A 24,553-nucleotide genomic window follows, 5' to 3' on the forward strand; every position below is an offset into this window, starting at 1 on the left:
TACGTTGACGGCTTTTCCCCGTTTGAGCCGTGCAAGTGTGGCTCGCGAGCCGTGCAAGTGTTTTTCGCGAGCCACACAAGTGTCTCTCATGAGCCGTACAAGTGTCTCTCACGAGCCATACTAGTACCGTCTGAAAAGGGTATATCGAAAGGATACTCTCTTCATCTGAGTGGAAGCGGAGCGGTGCATAACCGCTTTTTCTGAAAAAAGTTAACGACAGACTCTTTCTATTCAATCTCTTTTCAATAACTTTGTCCCCGTTCTTCGTACAGAACATTTATCACATTTCTTCCTTTTCAGACAGCAGAACTGTATAGGAAGCGGGGAGGAGATGGCATCCATATTAACCACTTAAATACACTGAAAGATGAACCGTAACATTACCGACAAACTTCTGGCGCTGTTGTTGATGCTGGCTTTTCTGACCGCCTGTAGCGACGACGACACGCCGGGCGAGGACCCTGCCGTCACCAATCAGTATCTGACCGGGGTGACTGCTGAAAAGCATATCTCGAAAAGCGAAATTACCGATATGGTGATGGACTATGCCGCTTCGCAAGGCATTAACCTGCCCGAAATCCTGATAAGCGGACTGCTGTGCGACGTCGATGTGGCCGCTATTACTTATACCACTACAGGACCCGACGGAGCTTCCGTCACGGCATCGGGCGTAGTAGCCATGCCTGCGGGCACTACTTCGTACGACCATTTGCTGAGCATCCAGCACGGCACGCTCGACATGGAAGAAGCTCCTTCGCTGCAACTCTTTTATTACGAGATGATGCCTGTAGTGAGCGGGCACGTAGTCGTTATGGCCGATTACCTGGGATATGGAGCCAGCCAGACAGCCGACCGGCAGCATCCTTACCTGCATGCACGGCTGACGGGAACCGCTTGTGCCGACATGATTGAGGCTGCCCGCGAATATCTGCGCTCCAAGTCCATTGCCGAGGAAAATGATGCCCTCGAACTGTTGGGCTACTCGCAAGGCGGACAGGCCACTGTGGCTACCCAACTGGAACTGGAGAGCCGTGGATGGACCGGCCGCATCCGTAAAGTCTGGGCCGGAGGCGGTCCTTACGACCTGGAAACCCTGTTGCAGGCTTTCCTCAACGACGATGGCATACCCGATACCTATCCGCGCAGTGGCTATCTGCCTTACCTGATTCGGGGCATGGCTTACGGCGAAGGACTGACCGTGAGCGATGAGAATCTGTATGCTCCGGCAGTCATCGAAGAGGGATTGAACAAACTGTTTTCTACCCGTCCGCTTTCCGGGTGGCACGCGGCTTTGGGCACGGACATCACCCGGGTGCTGCATCCCGACTTCTTTGCCGCTCCCGATTTCAACGGCAATGCCGATGTGCTGGCCATCGTGTCGGCACTTCGTAAGAACTCGCTGGTCAACGCTTCCACTGCGCCACAGGCCACGGTCAGCCTTTATCATTCGCCTCAGGACGACTTTGTGCCTTACAGTAACGTAGTCAGTGCCCACGCCCTTTGGACGAACTCTACGCTGACCGACCTTAGTATGCCCGATCATGTGATGGGCGGTATGGAGTTCATGTTGCGCTACATGGGACTGTGGGAGATTGTGGGTCCGATGCTGGGCGTTCAATGACCGGCGGAGAGGGCGGAAATACGACTGTGCAATATTTCTTATGCCCGTCTCTGTGACATTTCGTTCCATTTTGTATATTTGCCCGTGAAAACAAAATCAAGACCATCTTGAACCATTAACTTATTAACGCGAATAAAGAATCGAAGAGAGTTGAAAGGAGTAGATTTATGAAAGCTATCCGTTACGTATTTTGTCTGTGTGCGGCCCTGGTGTTTTCCGTATTCGAAGGTGTGGCCGCCGATGAGGATTTCAAGACATTTCTCCAGAAGTTCACGTCCAGTGCTTCTTTCCAGTATTCACGTGTCAAGTTTCCGTTGAAATCGCCCATTTCTTTACTGAAAGATGATGGCGAGACGGAACAGACTTTCCCCTTCACCCGTGAAAAATGGCCGTTGCTCGATGCCGAGTCGCTGAAGGAAGTACGGGTGGAAGAGGAAGAAGGCGGTGTCTACATTTCGCGTTATTCGGTCAACGAACCGGCACATAAGGAGTTCGAGGCCGGTTACGAGGAGTCGGAACCTTCGCTGCGACTGGTATTCGAGTTGCAAGATGGCAAATGGTACGTGACCGATTGCTACAACGACTGGTACAATCCCGATCTTCCTGTCAGCGAGTTGGCCGAGACTATCCGTACCATTCAGGAGGAGAATAAGGCCTTCGAGGAACAGCATCCGTAGCCAAAACCGTCCTTTTCATCGCACTTTTACCGGAAGTGGAAGCATTTTGCACCTCTTCCGTACGATTTATGCCCCCCTTTCTCACGAAAGAGGGGTTTCTTTGTATGGTGACTAATACTTTTACGAAACATGTACTTGAAATTCCTATCATTTATCGGAGCATTGCTCGCTTTCCCTTTATGGGCAGCGGCTGGAGAAACCGGTTCGCTTACTGACTGGGTTGTGGAAGACTCTTCTGCAAAAGTGGAAATCACCTGCCGGAAGGATACGATAGATATTGTTTCTCCCGACGGTCTGACGCTGTGGTACAAACACCGCCTGACGGGCGACTATGAGATTACCTATCAGGTGCAGGTGGTGATGGAAGGCGGCACGTATGACCGTCTTAGCGACCTGAACTGTTTCTGGGGAGCAGATGATCCGTTGCATCCGGACCGTTTCTTCGAGCGGAGTGCCTGGTGGAACGGTGAATTCAAGCGTTACAATACGCTGGACCTGTATTACGTGGGTTACGGAGGCAACGAGAACAAGACAACCCGTTTCCGCGAGTACCATAGTGAATATTATGGAAAGGACGAAGCAAAGATTAAGCCGCTTATCAAAGAATATACCGACGCGACTCATCTGTTGAAGCCCAACTGCTGGTATCAGGTACGTATACAGGTAGTCGATGGAGTGACTGTCTTTGCGATGAACGGCGAGGAACTCTTCCGTTTGCCTGTTGAGGCAGACAAGGGCGACGGTTATTTTGCCCTGCGCCTTTGGAAGAACCATGTACGGTTTACGGACTTTGATGTAACCATGATAGAATAACCTTAAATAAATTTAGATAGAACAATGATGAATCTTAGCAAATGGTCTCGTGGCGCTGCTGCGCTTCTGGGGCTTTTCCTGTCTGCACAGCAAGTGGAGGCACAAGTGGTGAAGAACGAGCGGCTGCTTTCTTTCGAAGACGGAGCAGTGCCCGCCTTCCTGACAACCGGTGAAGGTTCGCGGCTGGACATCAACAGCGAGCATTACAAAGACGGTCAGCACTGTCTGGGCTGGGAGTTTGAGCCGGGAGCCGTACTCAGCGTGAAGAAAGACCTGATGTTCGAAAAGAAAGACCCTACGGGCAAGGACACTTATCTGTCGGCTTTCATCGTGTGGGTATACAACGAGCAGGCACAGGACAAGCAGATACGTTTCGAATTTCTGAAAGATGGCAAACTCTGTACATCTTTCCCCTTTGGCATTAACTTCACCGGCTGGCGTGCCGCATGGGTGTGCTACGAACGCGACATGCAGGGTACGCCCGAGGAAGGCATGAACGAGATTCGCATCCTGGCTCCCGACGTGAAAGGTAAGCTTTACTTCGACCACATTGTCACAGCCAGCAAGGTAGATGCCCGCCAGCAGACGGCCGATGTGCAGGTGCCTTTCGTCAACAAAGGTACGACAAACCACTGGCTTGTCATCTACGAGCATTCTCTTTGGAAGCCGGAAATAGCCCTGACACCTCTCAACGAGCAACAGAAGGCAGATATGCGACTGATGGAAAGCCGCTTCCGCGACATGCTCTATACGCCCGGCAAACTGACCGATAAGGAAATGCAGGCCATCCGCAAGGCATACGATTTCTATCAGATCACTTATAAGAACGGCAAGGTAAGCGGTCTGCCCATCTTCATGGTGCGCCAGGCCGAGGCTTACGAGCGTATGATCCCCGGCTGGGACAAGGATATGTTCACCAAGCTGGGCATGGAGATGAACAACTATTTCAACCTGATGAAGCGCATAGCCACTGCTTACCTGAATGCCAAAGACAATGCTTTGCGCGATGAGCTGCGGCAGAAGTTCCTGGCCATGTACGACCATATTACCGACCAGGGTGTGGCTTACGGTAGCTGTTGGGGAAATATCCACCATTACGGTTACAGCATGCGTGGTCTTTACGTGGCTTACTTCCTGATGAAAGACGTGCTGCGCGAGGCTGGCAAGCTGGCCGATGCCGAACGTACGTTGCGCTGGTATGCCATCACTAACGAAGTATATCCGATGCCTACAGTGAACGGCATCGACATTGATACCTTCAACACCCAGACGCAAGGCCGTATTGCCAGCATTCTTATTATGGAAGACTCGCCCGAGAAGGTGCAGTACTTGCGTTCTTTCTCCCGCTGGCTCGACTACGGTTGCCGTCCGGCCGACGGACTGATGGGCTCCTTCAAGAGCGACGGTGCCTGCTTCCATCATTGCAACAACTATCCGGCCTACGCCGTGGGCGGTCTGGACGGAGCTACCAATATGATTTATCTGCTGAGCGGTACGCAGTTCCGGGTGTCTGAACTGGCGCACCAGACAGTGAAGAAAGTGTTGCTTACCATGCGTTTCTATTGCAACACCCGCCAGTGGGCACTTTCCATGTCGGGACGTCATCCCAACGGAAAAGGACAGCTTATCCCCGTGCAGTATGCCATGATGGCCTTGTCCGGCACACCGGACGGCAAGCAGAAGTACGATGCCGACATGGCTGCTGCATATCTGCGTCTGATGGAGTACAGCGGTCGGGTGAACGATAACGATCCTGACTACTTGCCCCGTACGTCGAATAATAAGGAATTGCAGCTGAAGCAGGAACTGGAAGCGCAGGGATTCCGTGCCGAAACCGATCCGCAAGGCAATCTGGCTTTGGGTTACGGTTGTGTCAGTGTGCAGCGCCGTGACAACTGGGCGGCAGTCGTACGCGGTAACTCGCGTTACCTCTGGGCAGCCGAGCACTACCTGGATGCCAACTTCTACGGTCGTTACCTGGCTCACGGAAGTATGCAGATACTGACAGGAAAGCCCGATGAAATGGTTACTTTCACCACCAGCGGCTGGCAGGAAGCCGGTTTCGACTGGAACCGCATACCGGGTGTCACCAGCATTCATTTGCCTTTCGACCAGTTGCGGGCCAATGTTCTGAACGTAGATTCCTACTCGGGTATGGAAGAGATGCTTTATTCCGATGAGACTTTCGCAGGCGGACTTTCGCAAAGCGGTGAAAACGGTAATTTTGGAATGAAGTTGCACGAGCACGATAAGTACAACGGCTCTTTGCGTGCCCGCAAGTCCTATCACTTCCTGGACGGCACCATTGTTTGTCTGGGTACGGACATAGAGAATGTGAATACGGATTATCCGACGGAAACTACCGTCTTCCAGCTGGCAGCCACTACGCCCGAATTCCGTAGCTATTGGGATGCTTTCCAGGACAATGGAAGTACATATCTTGATCCCAACGGTGTAGGTTATTACCTGCCGAAAGCAACGATGAAAGCGGCTAAATTTGAAAAGAACTTCCCGCAGACCACTGTGGGCGAACGTAACGTGAAGCCAACGACGGGCGACTGGGTATCACTTACCTTGCAACACGGCAAGGCTCCGAAAGGCGCGTCTTACGAATATGCTGTTCTGCCCCGCACCGATGAAGTCGCACTGAAGCGTTTTGCCCGCAAGCCGGACTATAAAGTATTGCAACAGGATCGTAATGCGCACATTGTGCGTACAGCCGACGGTCGACTGACTTCTTACGTGCTCTTCGAGACACCGCAAGCATTGCCCAAGGAAGGACTGGTGCAGGCAGCCGATACAGCCTGTCTGGCCATGGTGCGCCAGGAAGGTGATAAAGTGTTACTCACCGTTGTTCAACCCGACTTGGCACTATATAGCGGTCCCAGCGATGAGGCCTTCGACGAACAGGGCAAACGGATAGAACGCAGCATTTATTCCCGTCCGTGGATTGGTAACAAGAGTCAGGAAATGCCGTTGACCATTACACTGAAAGGACGTTGGCAGGTAGAGGAGACACCCTATTGCAAAGTTATTTCGGCAGACCGGAAGCAGACTGTACTCCGTTTTGCCTGCAAGGATGCCGCCAGCTTTGAAGTTGAACTGAAAAAATAATAAAAACGCCATGAACAGACAATTCAGAATGTGCAGTCGTATGGCAACGAAGTGGGGACATGCGTTGCGAATGTGGGCGGACCTGTTGGCTGCAGCCTGTGTGCTGCCCGTATATGGCCAGGCTATTGTGCCGGGAAACAAGCCGAACGAAACACAGCAGAAGCTGATAGAACGCGGTTACGGCATGTTTGTGCACTTCGGAGTGAATACTTTCGGCGAAATAGAATGGTCGGACGGAACCATCCCCGTAGAGAAATACAATCCGACGCGGTTGGATTGCGACCAATGGGTACGGGTGGCACGCGATGCCGGTTTTCGTTATGTGCTGCTTGTGACGAAACATCACGACGGTTTCTGCCTTTGGGACAGCCAATATACGGACTATGACGTGGCTTCGTCGCCTGTGAAGACTGATGTGGTGAAAGCCGTTTCAGAGGCCTGCCGCAAATATGGCCTTCAGTTTGGTGTTTACTATTCGTTGTGGGACAGACATGCACCTTCGTATCGCGATAAAGATCCGGAGAAGTATGTAGACTATATGATAGCCCAGCTTCAGGAATTGTTTACCAACTATGGCCCCATCTGTGAACTTTGGTTCGACGGCGGTTGGGACAGACCCGTGAAGGACTGGAACTTGCCTCGTGTATATGCTGAAGTAAAGAAGATGCAGCCCGACTGCGCCATCGGAGTGAATCATACAGTAGTGGACCGTGAAGGAAGCCGGAAACATATTCTACCCGACTCAATGCTGGTGGACAACAAATACTACTTGCAGTATTTCCCGACTGATTTCCGTCTGTGGGATCCGAAGATAGCCCATCTTGCAGACAAGAAGCAGTATCTGTACAACGGAGCATACTATTACCTGCCTTTCGAGCATACGGTTTGCATCAGCAAGGAATGGAACTGGTTCCAGAAACAACGTCCGAAACCTGCACGTGACCTTGACGAACTGGAAGAACTTTTCTATTGGTGTACGGCAAACGACAATACACTGGTAGTGAACATTGCTCCCGACCAGTCGGGGCGGATACGCGAGAACGAAGCCAATACAATTATCGCACTGAACAAAGACCGTCTGCACATTGAGCCGGGCAAACCGCTTCCTACAGGCGGAAAACTGCTGTCGCTGGAGGCAAAAGCCGAAGCCTCTTCGGTATATGAGGACAATGAGGCGCTGTACGGAGCCCGTTATGCAGTAGACGGCGGCATGCAGACACGCTGGGCGGCTGCCGACACGAAGGCCGAACTGACCGTACCACTGGATGAAACAAAGGCTTTCGACAAGATTGTCATCTTTGAATACTGTGATTCGGAAACAATGGAAGACGGATTCTCGAACAAACGTACCAACCGCATCCGTTCGTACTGCATTGATGCCTGGTTGAACGGTACTTGGGAAACCATCTACGTATCGGACGAGCCAATGGGCGATTGCAAAGTGATCCGTTTCCCTCAGGCTTACCGGAGCAGTAAAATCAGATTGAAAGTATTGGATGCTTCTCTGCCGCCTTCTATCTACGAACTGAATGTGGTGAATTCGGGAGAAAAATGATGTTGACTTGTGTTGAAGAGTGCCTGAATGAAGAGCGGCCGCCAACTCGCTTTTAGGCACGGATGACGCAGAAAAGTACAAAGAAAAGGAAGGTGCATCAAAATAAAGGTATCTGAAACTCTCCTCCTTCTGGAAGGAGGAGTCCCCGATAGGGGGAGGTGGTAGGTAAAACATAAAGCATTGATTTATGATACATTGAGTTAACCTACCACCCCGCCCCTTGGGCACCCCTCCTTCCAGAAGGAGGGGAGTTGGATAGTGTTACTTAGTTTTGATACACCTTTTCTGTTTTTAGCCGCGCAACAACTGATTGACGGCTGTCTGATAAGTATCAAGGCGTGTGGCCTTGTGAATGGCTTTCCGGACTTTGCGGTCGGCGTCGGGCAGGAGGTATTCCCAGACGGTCTTCATCTTGTTGAGCAGTTGCAGATCGCCGCCTTGCAGCAGATTGCCGTATTGGCTGAAGAGCTCGGCATGGAAGCGGCGCAGTTTTTCGCCCTTTTCATCGGCAGAAAGGGGCTCGCCTTGTCTGTATTCGGCTGCCAGGGCCGGATTGGCCAGCAGGCCGCGGCCGATGACGATACCCGCCAGTCGGGGGAAGCGCAGGGCGACGGACTGGATGTCGGCTACGGTCAGCAGGTCGCCGTTGTAGAACAGCGGATGACGGCAGCCGTTGTAGAAGGCTTCGAATGCCGCCAAGTCGACACTGCCCTTGTACTGCTGCTTGCCCAAGCGTGGGTGCAGGATGATGTGCGACAGGGGAAGTTCGTTCAGCAGGGGGAGCAGTGCCAGGGATTCCTCAGGGTTCTCCCAGCCCAGGCGCATCTTGACAGAGAAGCGTACCTGCGGATAACGGCTTACGGCAAACTCTAGTAGCTGACGTACTTCGTCGGGATAGGGAAGCATGCCCGAACCGTTGTGGCGTTTGGCCAGCAGAGGGAACGGGCAGCCCAGATTGATGTCGGCACACGTGAAGCCTTTTGCGATGAAAAGGGACATAATCTGCTCCAACTTCTCCGTATCGGGGGCTATGAGCTGCGGCACAAGGGGGACATTACGGTTGTTCTCGGCTTCGAGTTCGCGGATGTCCTTACGGCGTATTTCACCGTGTTCTACACGGACAAATGGGGTGTAGTATGTGTCGATACCGCCAAAGATGCGTGCGTGCGCCTGGCGGTATACAGCGTCGGTATAGCCCTGCAACGGGGCGAAGTGGATGGGCAGAAGGTCTGGCATGTCGTTCGGTTCTTTTTAATTCTGCGGCAAAGATACAAATTTTGCGACACTCCGTCCGGCTGATTCCTGTTGGGGCATGTCGAAACTTACTTCGACGGGGCGGCCGTTGCGGACCAGGGTGATGCGTATGCTTGCCGGATTGGCCGATTCACAATGCGGATTGGCTACGCTGAGTTTCTGCTTTCCTTCGTTCCACAGCAGGGTGCAGGGCGTGTCGGTACGTATCAGGTCGCCGTTGTCCAGCTTCAGTTCGCCGGGTTGGTAGAACAGGGCTTCGGTGATGCCTAATGTTTGGTGGAAGACGGCTTGTACGGTTTCACTGTTGGCCAGTATCTTCACGGGCAGTTGCTTGGCATAGCGGGCGGCAGCCGATGCGTCGGACAGTCCGGGCACTACGGCATAGGCATATTGACCGTTGCGGGGGCGTGTGCCGTGGTTGACGTTCAGGCTGAACAGGGCAGTGTCGCAGGCTATCACGTATTGGGCGCCGCGTTGCAGGTTGAAGTAGCCTGTCTGTCCGTGAATCACCCAGTCGGCTTGCACGCGGGCGGTTTCTCCGGTCAGGGTCGATACCTTGCCTTTGCGGGCATAGAGCACTTCGCTGTCTCTGTTACACTGGTTCAGGGTGGTGAATACGTCGGCTTTGCCTTCGGGATTGCGGATGCCCGCACCCAGACAGATGTATTCCTTGTCGAAGTAGAACCAGGCTTTATGGGCCTGGAGGCCACGACGGTCGAGCAGCATGCCGCAGGCACCGTAGATGCTGTCGCTCACACCACCGGCATAGCTGTTGCCGTTGTTGCCGCCTTCGCCCCAGTCGGGGATGGGAAGGGGAGCATCGTCCTGCTCGGCAGTGATGCCGGGATACTGACGATTGTTGAACTTGCGGAAGAAGTTGCGGTCGTATTCGCGTCCGGTGACGAAGAGGTAGTTGACACCGTTCGAGGCGTAGTAGTTGAAGTTGCCGTCACCGTTGCCGGCTTCGTTGCCCACGGTGCGGGTCGACGTCATGCGCGAACTGGTCATGTATCCGGCGCGGCGGTGAATCATGTAATCGAACCGCCAGAACATGCGGTTGCCTTCCAGCGAGTTTTCGCCTGCGATGCGGCGCAGGGCCTGTTCGGTCTGTGGCTTCATGTCGGGGGTACTCAGACGGCAGACGCGTTCGGCCAACAGCTTGATGGGGGTGGCGTACTGGTTGCAGTGGATGTAGCGTCCGGCGTTGTTGGGATCGTATTGCTTGTTGTAGAAGATCCATTGCACGCCTTCGACGAAGAGTTTCTCCAGCAGTTCGAGGCCGGCACTCTGGTAGCGTGTGCCCTGGCAGAGCTCCAGATAATTGAGCATGGAGTTGACGAATTCTTTTCCGTAGTTGGTGAAGTAGAGCTGGCGTCCGCTGCCGCAGTGCTGGGCAAAGAGGTAGTCGGGCTGAACACCTTCGACGGGCTGTATGGTAAGCAGTCGGGTCATGCGTTGCTGGAAGTCGCGCATCTGTGCGTCGTTGCGCGTCAGTATGCTGGCGGCAAACGAACCCATGATGATGTCGGCACCGTTGGCCCCGGTCATGAGTCCCGGACGGGCGGTCTCGTAGCTCCAGCGCAGGTAGGCGATGCACTTGTTGAACAGTGCTTTGTCCTGCTCGATTTCGCGGCTCATGAGGATGATGCCGGTAGAGAGTTCTTTAGGATAAGGAATGTAACGGTACCACCAGTTTTTGGCCTGATGATTGGTGTCGACCCAAAAGTTGAGCGACTTCAGATAGCTGTCCCTCAGCTTCGGCTGGTGGTAGTAGGGACTTTCGGGATGCTGATAGGCGCGTGCCAGGGTGATGAGGCTCTGTACGTGCTTGCGTGGCGAGCCGTCGGTGGCATGGTAGTTGATGCCTTTGAACGCTCCTTCGGGCGTCATGATCTGCAGCAGTTTGTCTACGGCTGTCTGCGAAGGGCTTTTGTCGAGGTATCGCTCGTACATGCGTTGATAGATGATCTCGAAGTCTGTGTCCTGCGCTACGGCGTTGAAGCCGGTTGTGCCCAACAGGACGACAAGCAGAAGTAGGCTGAATGTTTTGAGTTTCATGTCAGGTATGATTTTATAGGGTTAATGGTCTTTTCTCCGCGGACATCGGGCTGTCTGTAGGAGTATTTTTAGTCTTGTTGTTTTTGTTGGCTTGCTGCAGATGCGTTGCATACTTGCTGCAGACGCGCTGCACGCTTGTTGCAGTCGTGCTGCAAGCCTGTTGCAGTTGCACTGCACGCTTATGTGCAGTACGGGCGGAGCCTGTTTGTCCGACAATCTTGGCAAAAGTTCGGTTTCCGTCTTACAAACAGGGAGGAACCTCCCGGCTCCTCCCTGATAGAAAATGATTAAGGTTAGAAGTTTGTGTTTCGTTTATTTGCGTTTTCTCCATGCATATATCTGCAGAGGCAGTTTCGTCTATTGTTCCGGTGACTTCTGTCAACTCTGCAGTATGTCAGTCTCGTTTTTTCCAATCGTTAGTCTTTACACCTGCAAAAGTACGTGAAGGCCGATAGAATCATAGCCTTGAATAGTCCGTAATAGGTGCGAATTTGTACACATTATCCGTTCAGTTCGATGATGTCGCCCGGCTGGGTGCTTCTTTCTTCCACTTTTCCGGTAAATGGGTTCAGAACTTTCAGTGTTCCGCCTTTTTCCGAGCGGATGACGACTTTTTGCACCCGTCCTCCGTCGTAGTCAGCATCGATGATAAAGGCTCCCCGTGCGCGCAATCCGTGGAAGGATGCCTGCTCCCAACTTTCGGGCAGAGCGGGGAAAATACGTATCACACCGGTGTGGCTCTGAAGCAACATTTCCTGTATGGCCGAGGCGCAGGCAAAGTTGCCTTCGAGTGTGAAGGGGCGGTAGTCGAACGACGAATAACCTTTCTTCAGCTGGTCGCCGTTGAGGTGGAAGCTGTTGGGCGCACAGAATGCCTTGATGAAGATGTGCAGGGCACGGGCAGCTCCGTCACCGTCAGCCACACGGGCTTTCATGTTGGCCAGCCAGGCATAGCTGTAGCCTACCCACAAACTGGTACCCATCTCTTCGGCATGATGGATGGAACGTTTGATGAGTCGTTCGGTTTCGGTTCCCTGCGACACGTCGAGCAGTCCGAAGGGATGGAAGGCAAGCATGTGCGAGAAGTGACGGTGCGACTCGGACAACGGATAGTTCGGAGCGATGGTCAGACCCGTAGTATCGGTGGCGAAGGCAGGCCATTCTTCCAGTTGCTGCTTCCAGTGGTCGGCTTCTTCGGCGAGTCCCAACGCAGCGGCCATTTCTGCAGCAGCTGTGTAGGTGAAGCGGATGTTGGCCAGGTCGTAGTTGGTTGTCTGTGTGAACCAGGCTTGCAGTGTATTGTCGTTGATTTCCGGCGAGGTCGAAAGCGGGAGTTTCCGTTTTCCGTTCTTATCTTTCACGGAGACGTTTTCGAAGTAGCGTGCCACTTCCTTGACCCACGGATAGGCGCGTTCTTCGAGGAACGTACGGTCGGCCGAGTATTTCCATTGCAGGTAGAACGACTGTGCCAGCCATCCGCTGGTGGTGGGCTGGTGCGAGTAGGGGCTCCATCCGCCTATGGCTTTTCCTTCTAGGGTGGCAATGCAGGGGATGTTGAGGCCTTCTACCCCAAAGAAGCGGCGGGTGAACGCTTCTCCGTTTTCTTTGATCTTCCAAAGCCAGTCGGTGAATACTTCCGATTCTTCCAGGTGGTTGGCGACGTATCCGGGCCAGTAGCTTAGCTGAGTGTTCAGGTCGCTGTGGAAGTCGCCACGCCAGGGCGGGGTCTGGCCGTTATCGGCAGTCCATACGGCTTGCAGGCAGATGGGTGGGGCATTCTTGCGCGAGGCGGCTCCGAACTTGTACATTTCCATATACCACTGGTGTTCCAGTGTTTTGTCGGGCAGGTCAATCCGGCTCTTCTCCCAATAAGCCTTCCACCAGTCCAGGTGTCCGGCCAGTGCCGTGTCGAAATCTTTTGCCGATGTCTTCAGCAGTTCGCTGGCCTGCTCCTTTTCGCTGTACCAGGTACCTTGAGTGGTGATGCAGTATTTGCCTTCCAGTACGTCAGGCTGAGGGGTGTCCCATTGTAATGCCACTTCGTAAGCTACTTTGCCGTATGCTTTCTGCCGGTAGACAATCTGGTTGTCTCGGCGGGTGATTTTACCGTTTTTGTAGCCCAGCCGTGTCAGCAGATGGGTGCGTGGTGCAACTACCTTCTGTACTTCGCTTCCGTTGTCTTCGTAGCGGGGAGTCTCCAGTTCGACGCTGAGCGCTTCCGGCAGGTTGGTAAAGCGGAAATAGCCCATTCCGCTTACAGCATCGGTAAAGAAGCTGGCAGTGGCTCCGCACTCCCATGTGATGGTGCATACGGCAGTCTGCACGTCAAGCTGTACAGCCTTTACTTTTCCGAGTTGGCTGATGGGGAACTCAATGGCACCTACAGGAATTTTGGTGGGAGCGCAGTCCTTGCGGCTGCGGTCGTCAATGAGTGCCTGAACCTTGCTGACATCTTTCTTGTTGATGACCTGGTCGCAGACGAACTGGTAGGAATAGTCGGGTGATTCGAACTCTTTGACCGGGCGCAGATCCCAAAGGTCAGCGCGGTCGAGTGCTATGCGCAGACGTCCTTCCTTTTCCCAGATAAGGTTGCCGATGATGCCGTTTCCTAACGGAATGGCTTCGTCCCACAGGGTGGGGAGGGCGTCGAACTTAAGCCCATGGAAAGGCTCGGTATGGCGTGCCTGCAAAGGCAGTGCCAACAGAACTCCTATGAGGAGGAGCATTAAAAATTGTCTTTTCATATCAGTAGGTTTATTGTTTTAGTAGACGAGTTGACAAGTTTACAAGTCTATTAGGCTTGTCAGTTTGTCTACTTGTTTACTTGTCAACTCGTCAACTTGTTAACTCGTTAACTCGTTAACTTGTCTACTCGTCTGTCTTTTCCAGCAGATAGACTTCGTCGGGTTTTGTCTTGAACTGAACTGTTCCGTCCGGCAGAACCTTGTAGGATACTGTCTTTTGGTGAGAGTCCGTTATCCGCAGTGCCTGTGCAAAAGGCACTTTGACTTTGCAAGGCAGTCCTCTTCGGGAATGAATGTGTAGCTGCTGCAGTTGTTTGTTTGCCCAGCGGGCCGAAACTTCGAAGTTGCCCCTTGCCACAAGTCCTTCGTAACTGCCCGTATGCCAGCATTGGGGGAGGGCAGGAAGCGGGTCGATGTAGCCTTCGTGGCTTTGCAGAAGCATTTCGGCAATGCCGGCTGTTGTGCCGAAGTTGGCATCAATCTGGTAGGGCGAGCGCAACACAGCAATGCAGTTTGTCCACAGGTTGTCCAGTACGGCAGTCTGGATGAGGGTCTGCAGCACGGTGTGTGCACGTTCGCCGTTGGCTGTTCGTGCCCACAGGTTCAGTTTGTGGGCCATAGACCATCCGGTAGATGCGTCACCCCGCAAGTTTAATGTCGTTTGGGCGGCCTGAAGCCACTGCGGTGTATGGCTGTTGATGACGGTGCCGGGGTACAACCCAATCAGGTTAGAGATGTGACGGTGGTGTTTCTCCAGCACGATGTCGTCGTAGTACTCTTCTTCACGGTATTCTTTCACCTGCCCAGACTTTCCGATGAGAACCGGATCGAGGCGGGGCATCAGCTTTTTGATGTCCCGGACGAGCGGATCTTTTTTGCCCAGGATGTCCGCAGTCTTCAGCACATCGCCGAAAGTCTCGTATATCATCTGCTGGTCGAAGGCGCAGCCTACGCTCGGATAGGGTTTGCCAGTCAGTTTGCTGAACTGTTCGGGCGAAGATGAAGGATAGGCAAGCATGTGCCCCAGGGTATCTGTCAGTGCCTTGCTGAAGAAGCGTGCCACTCCGGAAATGGCCGGATAGGTAACTTCTTTCAGAATCTGCGGGTCGGCTGTGAAGTAATAGTAGTCGGCAAACAGTTTGGCAGTCATGCCTCCGGTACCGGGACCGGAATGTCCGCCGGGCTCTCCGATGAAGAAGGGACCTGCTCCGGCGCCTACAATCCATCCGTTTCCACCTTTCTGTGCCGAGTAGGCTTGGGGATGATGTTTGCGTATGTAGTTGGAGGCAACTTGTTCGGCTCTGTTCAGATAGGCTTTGTAATAATCGACATAACACTCGAACAGCTCGGCCAGGTTGGTACTGAAGGCTGGCCAGTAATTCATCTGAATGTTGATGTTGTGGGTATAGTTGTTGTTCCACGGAGCCAGTTCGTATTGGTTCCATACGCCTTGCAGCAGCGGAGGCAGGGTTCCTTTCCGCGAACTGGAGATGAGCAGATAGCGTCCGTACTGGAACATCAGTTCTTCCAGATAATTGCTGTATTGGCCCTGTTTGTACGCTTCCAATAACTTGTCTGTGGGTATCGAAGGTATTTCTTCGCCCAAGTCGATGTGTACACGGTCGAAGAAGTGCCGGTAGTCGGCCAGGTGTCTGTCCAGCAGACAGTCATATCCTTTTGCCGAAGCGTCTTCGATGATACCGACCAGTGCATCGTGCGGGTCAGCATTGCCCTTCAGTCTGTCTTCGGATGCACCTTCGAAGACACTGCTCTTCAGCTCATAGTTCGTTCCGATGGCCAGCAGTACGATAGCCGAGTCGGCCTTCTCAATGCTCAGCCAGTCGTTTCCGTCGGCAGCATGATGGGCGCGGACGTTACCTCCGTAGGGGATAACTTTGATTCGTCCTTCGTAGATCATGTTCAGGTGTTCGGTGTTTCCGCGCAGGGAAAGAATGTCGTCGCTTTCGGCCGAGACCTTTCCGGTACGTCCGTTTCCGCTGAAGCGTGTTTGCGTGGCTCCGCTAAGGTAGCCCTTGGTGATGGAGTCGGTACGTTGCAGAGGACCGAAAGGTGCCAGATAGGGTATTTGGGCACGCAGATGGAAGCTGACGCTTCCAGCACGGTCGGCCGTCAGTTTGATGACGGTTACTTTATCCGGATAGCTGGCAAAGCAGGTACGCTGGTAGGTTGTGCCCTGGTGCTTGTATCGTACCTGGTGCAGCCCGTTGTTCAACGTCAGGTTTCGTTCGTAGTTTTCGTAGCTATTATGGAAAAAGTCCATATAGATGTTGGCAAAGGCGGTATTGGTTTCCGTTCCCCACAGGCCTTTGATGTGCAGTGTCTTGTCGGACAGCAGAATCCGTTCGGTATCGGTCCGCCCGAAGATGGAAGCACCCATATAGCCGTTCCCGATGGGTAGTGAATAACGCTCCCAGTCGGTATCGGTCGGGCGGTCGCTCCAGTTCTCTTCGAAGACGGCTCCGTTGTTGGGCGCGGGGTGGTCGTACCACAGTTTGTAGACTTTTTCTTTGCTGTCGGCTGCCTGCAGAAGAGTAGTCAGAAACAGCAGAAATCCTAAAAATGTAGATCGATACATCATGACTTTGTTTGATTTTTTTAAATATAAATATAGATTGTAAAGTTATAAGTAAATAGGTCAATCGTTGATACCTTTTCCGAATTGTGTCTGCTGTTGTTCCACTTCTTTCACTTTCAGTTGGTTCAGTTCCTTTTTCAGTATTGCGTTTTCACGCATCAGTTCTTTCAGATCCGACGGGCTTTCCTGTGCTTCCTGTCTGTTCCGGCCGATCTGTTCCAGTTCGTTGGCCGAGAATATCTGGCGTTGTTTGTCGGGTACGGATTCTATTTCCAAGGTACCTTCCAGCGGACGTGCCTGTCCGGGAACCAGCAGAGAGGCGGTAATGTTGATTTTTCCAGCGCGGTTGGTGGCTTGTACGAGTGCAGGAGCCGATCCCCAGCTGACAGGTATTGGGTTGACACCTACGGAAGCATCGCCCAGCAATCTGCCTTCACCTTCGATCTGGAAGCGGATGATGGAATTGTTCAGACGCTTTACGGTTCCTCGCTTATCAACAACCTCAGCTACAACTACTGCTACGTCCGAGCCGTCGGCCACTAATGGTACGTTTTCGTTGTCCAGACGCAGCACGATGTGGTCGGGTTGTCCGGCCGGATAGCGCTTGTGTGTGGCTACTACTTTTCCGTCTATCAGTCCTTCGGCCAGCAGGTAGGCTTCGTCCTGTTTGCCGGCACGTGCTTTGGCTTTCCATTCCATAAAGTGGTAGACATCGGCAAATGTGATGACAGGCGAGGGCATTCCTTTCCGGTCGGTGGCTTTCTTGTAAGTATAGGTCTTTCCGTTTTTGAAGACGGTGAGGCGCACTTCGTCGCAGTTGGAGTATACGGTGACATCCTTCGGTGAGAAGGGGGTCAGTTCGTGGGCAATGTAAATCATGGGGCCGTTGTCGGCTATCAGGTCGCTCTTCTTCGGTGAGCGTTGCGACATGAACATGTAATACGAGAACTTGGGCTGGCGGAATGCGTCCATAATGCCTCCGTAGAAAGGATCGGCATGGTAGCCGCGCTGATGGTCGAACGAGTGCCAGAAGCAGGCACCCACGATCTGCCGTGGTTTCTGGCAGATGGTTTCGTAGCACAGTGCCGGGTAATCGGGGTTGGCATAGTGAGCGGCCTGAAGCAGCATGGGCACTTCGCCCCAGTTGCGGGCTACGCGACTGTCCGAGTTCTGGGCATTCCAGTCGTCGACATTGTCGCCCCACTCACGGATGAAGTAAGTCTTGTCCGGACTTAGCTTGGAATCGATGGGGCGCAGTAACAGGCTGTAATAAGAGTCTCCGGCAGCTCCATGGTCGCATGCAGCGGTGCTGTAAGGGTAAGGATACTCTTCGTTACAGATGTCCAATGCGTTTTTGGCAAAATATTCGGGGTATCTTGTTTCGTTCAGAATAGGTTCCCAGAAGAACAGCGAAGCATGGTTGCGATGAATACGTATCATGTTGCGTATATCCGAATAGATGCGTTCGGCAAATATAGGTTCGTCGTTCCAGAATTGCCATCCCGGCACTTCTACCAGTGCGAACAGGCCCAGTCCGTCGCATGCGTCCATAAAGGCCGGGTCGATGACGTAGTGTGTACGGATCACCTTCAGGCCGGCATCGCGCAGCTTTTTGGCATCGCGCCATTGCAGAGAGTTGGGGAGTGCGTTGCCCAGTACGGCAAAATCCTGATGCCGGTTTGTTCCCATGATTTTTCCTTCGTAAGGTTTTCCGTTCAGCCACAAACCTTCGGTCTGTTTGAATTCGATGCTTCGTATGCCCAGTCTTTGCCGGTAGCCGTCGATTGTCTGGCCGGAAGCATCTTTCACCAGGATGTCGAGGTAATAAAGATAAGGTGTTTCGGGCGACCACAGCTTGGGGGCATCGACTTTCATGGAGCTTACCGCATAGTTTGCCTTTCCCCGTTGTACGGTGAGCGATTTTGCAGTTGTCAGAACAGTATTGCCTTCTTTCTCTTTCAACTGAAATTCGATGGTGATTTTTTGCCGTTTGGACGACTGGTTGCGGATGTGTGCTTTCAGGTTGATAATCGCGCTTTCTTCCGAAACCCGGTCGTAGGAAATGAACAATCCTCCTCCGGCAACCTCGTTTTCGTAGTTGGCATTGGTTATGAAGACATCGTTGTGCGCTATCAGCCAGCAGTCGCGATAAATACCTCCGAAATAGGTATAGTCCAGCAGGCTTTGAGGTTTTCCTACCGGATAAGTGGGATCATCACTATTGTCAGCTTTTACGGCAATCACATTTTCGCTGTCCCATTCTATTCCGTCGGTGATGTCGGCAATGACGGGCAGGAATCCTCCGTAATGCTTCTTAATCAGTTTTCCATTTAAATAAACTTCACTTTTGCCCATGATGGCTTCGAAGTGCAGGAACAGGCGTTTGCCTTTCAACTCGTCCGAGGGTGTGAAGTGTTTCCGGTACCACACTACTCCCTGATAGTTGGCACAGCCGCTGGCTTCGATAGGCAGGTATTCGATGCCATGAGGCAAGGAAACGACTTCCCAGGCTGAATCGTCGAAGTCTTTGTTCCATACCTGGGCTTCGGAGTCTCCTTTGAGAAACCGCCATGCCATGTTCATGGAATAGGCTTTTCGTCCGGTGCCGGGAAGTTCGTAAAAACCGCCGGTTGAGAAGGCGGGATAGTCGGTGGCAAACAAAGAAGAGAATGCACAGACTAAAAATAATGCAATAATATAGAACGATTTCATGATCTGTGATTTATGGTCTATAGAGTTTGTTTTTTATTACTTGAGGTCTGGTATGTTTTCTGTCAGTTTCTTGAGGAATGCTGTTTCGTACCAGAACATCCAGTCGGAATTCTTTGTCTGGATTGCCAGATGCGAATGGTGGTTCATGGGCAATAAATACCCTTCGGGTTGCCCTAATGCGCGTATTTGCGAATAGACATGTTCCATGTTCTGACGGACTGTATCAAACTTCTTCACGCATAACTTCAGATTGTTGAAGCTGGCAAAGTCTCTTTTTATATCGTATTCGGACAGTGCGAACAGCAATTCTGCGGTATATCCGGTCAGTTCGTTGATACATTCGAATACTTGCAGCGAATATTCGTTACGCACCGATTCCTTCCGGTATTTCAATAGCAGTTCTTTAAGTTGCTGGCATTTGGCGATGTTCTTCTGAGCTTCTTCTATCCTTTTCTGGTACTTTATGCTCCATTCTCCTTTTGTTTCAGTTGGCAGACTCATCAGTTTGAACTTACCACTTGTACGGTATAATGAACGGCGTACACCTTCGTCCAGCAGTCCTGTTTCCCATAGTGGAAATGTGCTTTCCAGAAGCGGTCGGAAGTTGGGCAGGCCTGATGCCTGATATCCGAATTCGTTAATGCGATAGCGACGGTCGAACTCTTCCTTATCCATGTCGTCCTGAATGTTCCAGCTGTATTGAGCATGAGCAATGAAACCTTGCCAGAAAGTATCAGTCAACGGAGAGGCATCGTCCCATGCAGTACACAAAACGCCTTCGATGGGAATATCCTGTCTGGCCGTCTGAAAGCTCTTGATGTTATTGATGAATCCTCCCAACGGCAACATGGCATAGGTGGTCTGAACGGCCGTGGCACCCATTGTTTTCAGTTTGTTGTCATGATACCATTGCAAGGCTTTCTTGTTTCCAGGTTGGTCGGCATTTCCGTATTGCCAGCGCATGTAAATCACTTCTTTGGGGAAGGACTTGATGTGCTTGTTCAGTTCGGGAAGCTGTTTTTGCCAAACCGAGTCCACTTGTTGAGGAGGGATCTGATCCAGAATGGCTGCGTATAGTCCGACATGCTTAAACACCATATCGTCCCAGAAGATGGGAGTTCTTCCATGCTTTACGGCGTAATCGCTGACCCGTTTTAGCCATTGCATCTGTAGTGCGAGGGCATTCTTATGCAGCTTTTTGCATCGTGGGCAGGTTCCCAATGTACCTACTTCATCTCCTCCTACGTGCAGATATTTTCCATACGGAGTAGCTTTTATGGCGTCTTCGTATAGCTTGAACTGTACTTTGTAATATTCTTCGTTCGAAGGGCAGCATACCCAGTCGGAAGAAGGATCCTCGCGGAGCGGCTTCATTTCTTCGTGTTTCAGGATGAAATCGGCATGACCAATGCCCTGAATAAGCGGACTAACCTCGATATTCAGCTTATGGGCATATTCGCACCACTCTTTCCATTCGTCTATGCTCCAGGCGTTTGGGGCACCTATCACTGGATATGTCTCGTATTTTATCTTATCCTCAAATTCTACGATGATCGCATTAAGCTTGTACAAAGCCATTTTATCTAAAATGCTGTACATGTATTCTTTTTTATCGATGTGGTGCTTCAAGTCCAGATGAATGGCTCTGTAGCTGCTGTGAGGATAATCTTCTATTTTGAGCGCCGGCATTTCTGCATTGATCTCTTTGGCATTTCGGGCGATTTGCTCTAACGTTATCATACCGTACAGTAATCCTTTTGAGGTACGGGCACTGAGCCTGATAACATTGTCCTTTATGGCCAGTTCATAACCTTCTTCCGCCTTAATGCTTTTGTTGAGTTCGAGAACGATGCAATGCTGTTGTTCGTCCACTGTTTTTAGGGGGAACTGCTTTATTCCAAAAGGAATCTGGGCTTTTTTTACCAGATGAAATCCTTTGATCTCATCAGGAGCAATACCTTTTTCTTCATGGTATACGGTAACCGATTGTGGCTCGGGCAGCAGTGCCTGCAGGATTGAGTCATTTTTCTCTTTTGTATTTTGAGCAGATAAATGGGGACATGCAAGTACAACCGAGAACAAGGTTATGTAATAAATGATGTTTCTCATATGCGAATACTAATTCAACAGATGTTTTTTTATATAATCAGTTGTTATTTGAAGATACTGTGTGGAACTTTTCCGATCCAGGCATCCGGTTGTTTGATTTTAAACAAATGCAATATGACCGAAGCGGTGTTTACAGTATTGTTAGGTTCCTCCATAATGAACCCCTTTTTTATTTTAGGACCTTTTATGCCCCAGGGAACAATCATCTCATCGGAACTTGTTCCTCCATGACCGTATTTGATACCTCCATGGTCGCTTACAAACAGGAAGTAGGTATCTTTGTATAAATCATTGGCTTTCATTTTTTCGATCAGTGCACCTATTTCTGCATCGGCTTCTTCTATTGACTGTATATATTCGTCTGACATCCATTGGTGCTTGTGTCCGGCATGGTCTGTATGAACTGAATATAAGAATACTAAAACGGGTTCTTGTTTATGTTGCAGCATGAAGTCAAGAGCTTTTGCGTAGTTCTCTTTATATCCGTCATTTTCCAGATAGCTGACTTCATCAAGATATTTCTTGTTATACGGATAGAACAGGTTGATCCAGTTATAATAGAATGCTGTTTTTATTTCCGGTTTTTGTTCCTTGATTACTGTAAATACCGAAGGGTAGTAACCGTCGGCATCCTTGTCCTGTAACGGGTAGTGGCTATCGGCCAATGTCCAGTCGTTATTGAAAACTCCGTGCTGCTCCGGACCACTACCGGTAAGATGACTTGTCCAGTTGGGCAGTGTCACAGACGGCATGACCACCCGTGTGTTTAGCGATAAGGCTCCTTCGCTTAACAAAGCATCCAGATGGGGAGTATTGGCTTTGGTAAAGCCATTTATGGAGATTCCATCCAAGGCTATTAATATTACTCGTTTGGGATTGCCGGCATTTGCAGTGAGTGATATAATACCTAATAAGCAGCAGAAGAGTATTTTTTTCATATTCATTAGAATGTTTGGTTGAAAAGATGGTGGTTTTTACTTGATACAGATAGGGGATGTATCAAAATGATATGTAAATCGATTCTGATACATCCCCGTTATAATATTACTTAGAATGCCAATTGCGTATGGTGTGTCTTTCCTTTGTAGGCACTGTCTTCTCCAAATGCGTCATAAGTATATGACTTCTGACTGTTGTTGTACTCAACTGTAACAGTCAGGCTGCTCAACTTATGGGAAGGATCTGAGAAATAAAGTTCGAAATTGCTGCCACTCTTTTGCAACATGAGTGCGCATGGTTTATCAACCGAAACTTTGATTCCATTGGCAGAGATGCTTCCTTTTTGGTAGAACATGGCTTGAATCATATTGTTTGCAACGTCTTGTACAGCTTGTACATCTGCGGAATTGGCTATGATTTCAGTATCTTTTATATTGTAGTTCTTCATAGCTCCTACGTTGTCTATACCCGGAACAATGATATAGCTGTAGGTCGCATTTGACGGAGCTGTTCCATGATTTAACCATATGGTACATACTTCTTTTTCAACCTGGTCTTTACTTTTGGTATTGTTAATCTCATACCAGCTTCCGTTACGGTTCTCGGCTTTAAGAGAAACTTTCTGCTCTTCAGGGAAGAAATAACCTACATTGCCATGCCATATCCAGTCTAATGACTGATCTGATACTTCGGCACCTATTGAGGCAGTATTTTCCTGTCCGTTTATGGCGTATGCAAGATTGTCTTTGAACATGCATTGGTTGACAGTCGTATTGATAGGCTCTGCCATGCTTGAAGTAATACCACTACCCAGACATACAATTCTACCGTCTAAGAAGAACCATGCCTTGTTTGCCGACATGCTGATGCCATGAGTATTAGCCGTAAATCTGAATCCGGAAAGTCCGTTTGCTTCAGCTGAAAGTCCACCGCAGAACTCTGATTCACCTGCTTCTCCCCATGAGCTAGCCAACGGAATTTCTGCCATTTGGGGATTGGTTACTCCTGGAACTCTGTTCCAGTCCCATGTTGGGAATATATCGAAATATTCTTCTCCGTCCAAAGCCAGATTCATGGAGCCATCACTCATGAAGAAGCCTTTCAGATTCTCTTTATTTCCGTTTTCGCATTTTCGGGTACGGTTGGAAGCCATACGTACACCAACAGAATAGTTTTTGCCTTGGAACAGACTCCAGTCACCTATATAATAGTGAGTAAAGTTGTCTGTGATGGATCCGTATCCATTGCCTTTTAAGATAGCAATTTGCTTATCGTATTCGGCACTATGGGCTGGGTCTATTCTTTTCATTTTGTCAAGAGTACCTGTAAAACCACTGCAATTTAAAGCCCCCGGACGGCTGACACTACGTCCGACAACATTATAGAATTGCACATGTCCTCTGATACTTTTCATATAAGTTTCGTTGATGAACCTGTACAGTACATTCAATTGGTTGGCCGATAGTTTGTATTCGGTATCTGCAGTATATTCTGCAACTCTGGTTACTCCGCTGAGCATAACCGGAGCATAGCCGCCGACATATAATTGTGAACCATGTTGGAAATACGATAAGTCGTATTGGATGCCTTCTTGGTTGGAAGCTACATATGCCAGTGGCATAAATGAATGGAGCACAGCCTTGTCTATTACGCTTTTATCTTCTTGCAGACATCCTCGGTACAACCAGTGTAAGGCTATGTCGGTCTTGTTGGCACCTGCCTGATCTTCCGGATCTCCTCCGGTTTGTTTCATATATAGAAGGATACTGTTTTCCAGTTCTTCCGGAACCAGCGTCTTACCATAGCGCATCAGAATTAGGATAACGCCCATATCCTGTGGTGCAGAAATTTGATTCTCATACCAATTGTCGCAAACCGGATGAACCGTATTCCAATAGGTTAGGGCTTGTATGATTTGTTTGTATAAGTCTTCGTTTCCATAATAACTGCTTTCTTTCAATATATATGCCTGAGCCATTTGATTCACTCGTGTCAAATGGGCGCCTGGTGTCCAGCTGAAAGAACGGTCTGAATAGTCAATATCGGGGAATGAACCGTTTTCTTGGATCTGTGCGATCCATTTTGCTGCATTTTTATCTACGGCAGATGCATTTGTAGACAGATTGCCGGATTTTATTCTTTCAAGAATGGTTTGGCATGTCTGATGCAAAGCATCATCGGTTTCTTCATCTCCATCTCCGCTATCCGGAGGTGTGGTTGGTTCTTCGATAACGCTGTTATCACTGCATGCCGAGGCTAATACGGGAAATACTGTCAGAGAGAGGGCTATTCCGGATAATCCGATTAATTGCTTTAAGTTCATGATATCTGTATTTTGAAAGGTTAGAAGTTTATAGTTTA

The 24,553-nt window shown here is 50.6% G+C and carries 13 protein-coding genes; 5 read left to right on the plus strand and 8 right to left on the minus strand.

Going from position 1 to position 24,553, the window contains the following annotated elements:
* Positions 1-367: 367 nt before the first annotated feature.
* From BQ5591_RS02450 to BQ5591_RS02470, 5 genes are all read left to right on the plus strand, one after another.
* Positions 368-1,621, plus strand: a complete 1,254-nt coding sequence (locus tag BQ5591_RS02450) for a lipase family protein (protein WP_071148299.1) — start codon at positions 368-370, stop codon at positions 1,619-1,621.
* A gap of 167 nt (positions 1,622-1,788) precedes the next feature.
* Positions 1,789-2,298, plus strand: coding sequence for a DUF4348 domain-containing protein (locus tag BQ5591_RS02455; RefSeq protein ID WP_071148300.1), 510 nt, complete (start codon positions 1,789-1,791; stop codon positions 2,296-2,298).
* A gap of 129 nt (positions 2,299-2,427) precedes the next feature.
* Positions 2,428-3,111, plus strand: a complete 684-nt coding sequence (locus BQ5591_RS02460) for a DUF6250 domain-containing protein (protein ID WP_235817025.1) — start codon at positions 2,428-2,430, stop codon at positions 3,109-3,111.
* A gap of 24 nt (positions 3,112-3,135) precedes the next feature.
* Positions 3,136-6,225, plus strand: coding sequence for a chondroitinase family polysaccharide lyase (locus BQ5591_RS02465; protein WP_071148302.1), 3,090 nt, complete (start codon positions 3,136-3,138; stop codon positions 6,223-6,225).
* A 10-nt stretch (positions 6,226-6,235) separates the two neighbouring features.
* The gene (locus BQ5591_RS02470) at positions 6,236-7,780 is read left to right on the plus strand and encodes an alpha-L-fucosidase (protein WP_235817026.1); all 1,545 of its coding nucleotides are present in this window, start codon (positions 6,236-6,238) and stop codon (positions 7,778-7,780) included.
* Between the two features lie 291 nt (positions 7,781-8,071).
* Here the strand turns inward: BQ5591_RS02470 and BQ5591_RS02475 are convergent, their stop codons facing one another.
* The 8 genes from BQ5591_RS02475 to BQ5591_RS02510 form a co-directional block, all read right to left on the minus strand.
* Positions 8,072-9,016, minus strand: coding sequence for a tRNA-dihydrouridine synthase family protein (locus tag BQ5591_RS02475; RefSeq protein WP_071148303.1), 945 nt, complete (start codon positions 9,014-9,016; stop codon positions 8,072-8,074).
* Positions 9,017-9,031: 15 nt separating this feature from the next.
* Positions 9,032-11,092 (minus strand): polysaccharide lyase family 8 super-sandwich domain-containing protein, encoded by a 2,061-nt coding sequence (locus BQ5591_RS02480; RefSeq protein WP_071148304.1) that lies wholly within the window; start codon positions 11,090-11,092, stop codon positions 9,032-9,034.
* Positions 11,093-11,592: 500 nt separating this feature from the next.
* Complete coding sequence (locus BQ5591_RS02485) at positions 11,593-13,836, minus strand: glycosyl hydrolase family 95 catalytic domain-containing protein (protein ID WP_071148305.1); 2,244 nt, start codon at positions 13,834-13,836, stop codon at positions 11,593-11,595.
* Positions 13,837-13,960: 124 nt separating this feature from the next.
* The gene (locus BQ5591_RS02490; protein WP_083380853.1) at positions 13,961-16,435 is read right to left on the minus strand and encodes a glycosyl hydrolase family 95 catalytic domain-containing protein; all 2,475 of its coding nucleotides are present in this window, start codon (positions 16,433-16,435) and stop codon (positions 13,961-13,963) included.
* A 57-nt stretch (positions 16,436-16,492) separates the two neighbouring features.
* A complete protein-coding gene (locus BQ5591_RS02495) occupies positions 16,493-19,144 on the minus strand; it encodes a glycoside hydrolase family 2 TIM barrel-domain containing protein (RefSeq protein ID WP_071148306.1) in 2,652 nt (883 codons plus the stop codon).
* A gap of 36 nt (positions 19,145-19,180) precedes the next feature.
* Positions 19,181-21,253 (minus strand): family 20 glycosylhydrolase, encoded by a 2,073-nt coding sequence (locus tag BQ5591_RS02500; RefSeq protein ID WP_071148307.1) that lies wholly within the window; start codon positions 21,251-21,253, stop codon positions 19,181-19,183.
* A 44-nt stretch (positions 21,254-21,297) separates the two neighbouring features.
* Entirely contained in the window at positions 21,298-22,191 is an 894-nt protein-coding gene (locus BQ5591_RS02505) for an alkaline phosphatase family protein (protein ID WP_022164196.1), read from the minus strand.
* Between the two features lie 110 nt (positions 22,192-22,301).
* Entirely contained in the window at positions 22,302-24,515 is a 2,214-nt protein-coding gene (locus BQ5591_RS02510) for a polysaccharide lyase 8 family protein (RefSeq protein ID WP_071148308.1), read from the minus strand.
* Positions 24,516-24,553: the final 38 nt, after the last annotated feature.

Origin of the sequence: Bacteroides ndongoniae, from assembly GCF_900108345.1 — a bacterium.
Taxonomy (GTDB): domain Bacteria; phylum Bacteroidota; class Bacteroidia; order Bacteroidales; family Bacteroidaceae; genus Bacteroides; species Bacteroides ndongoniae.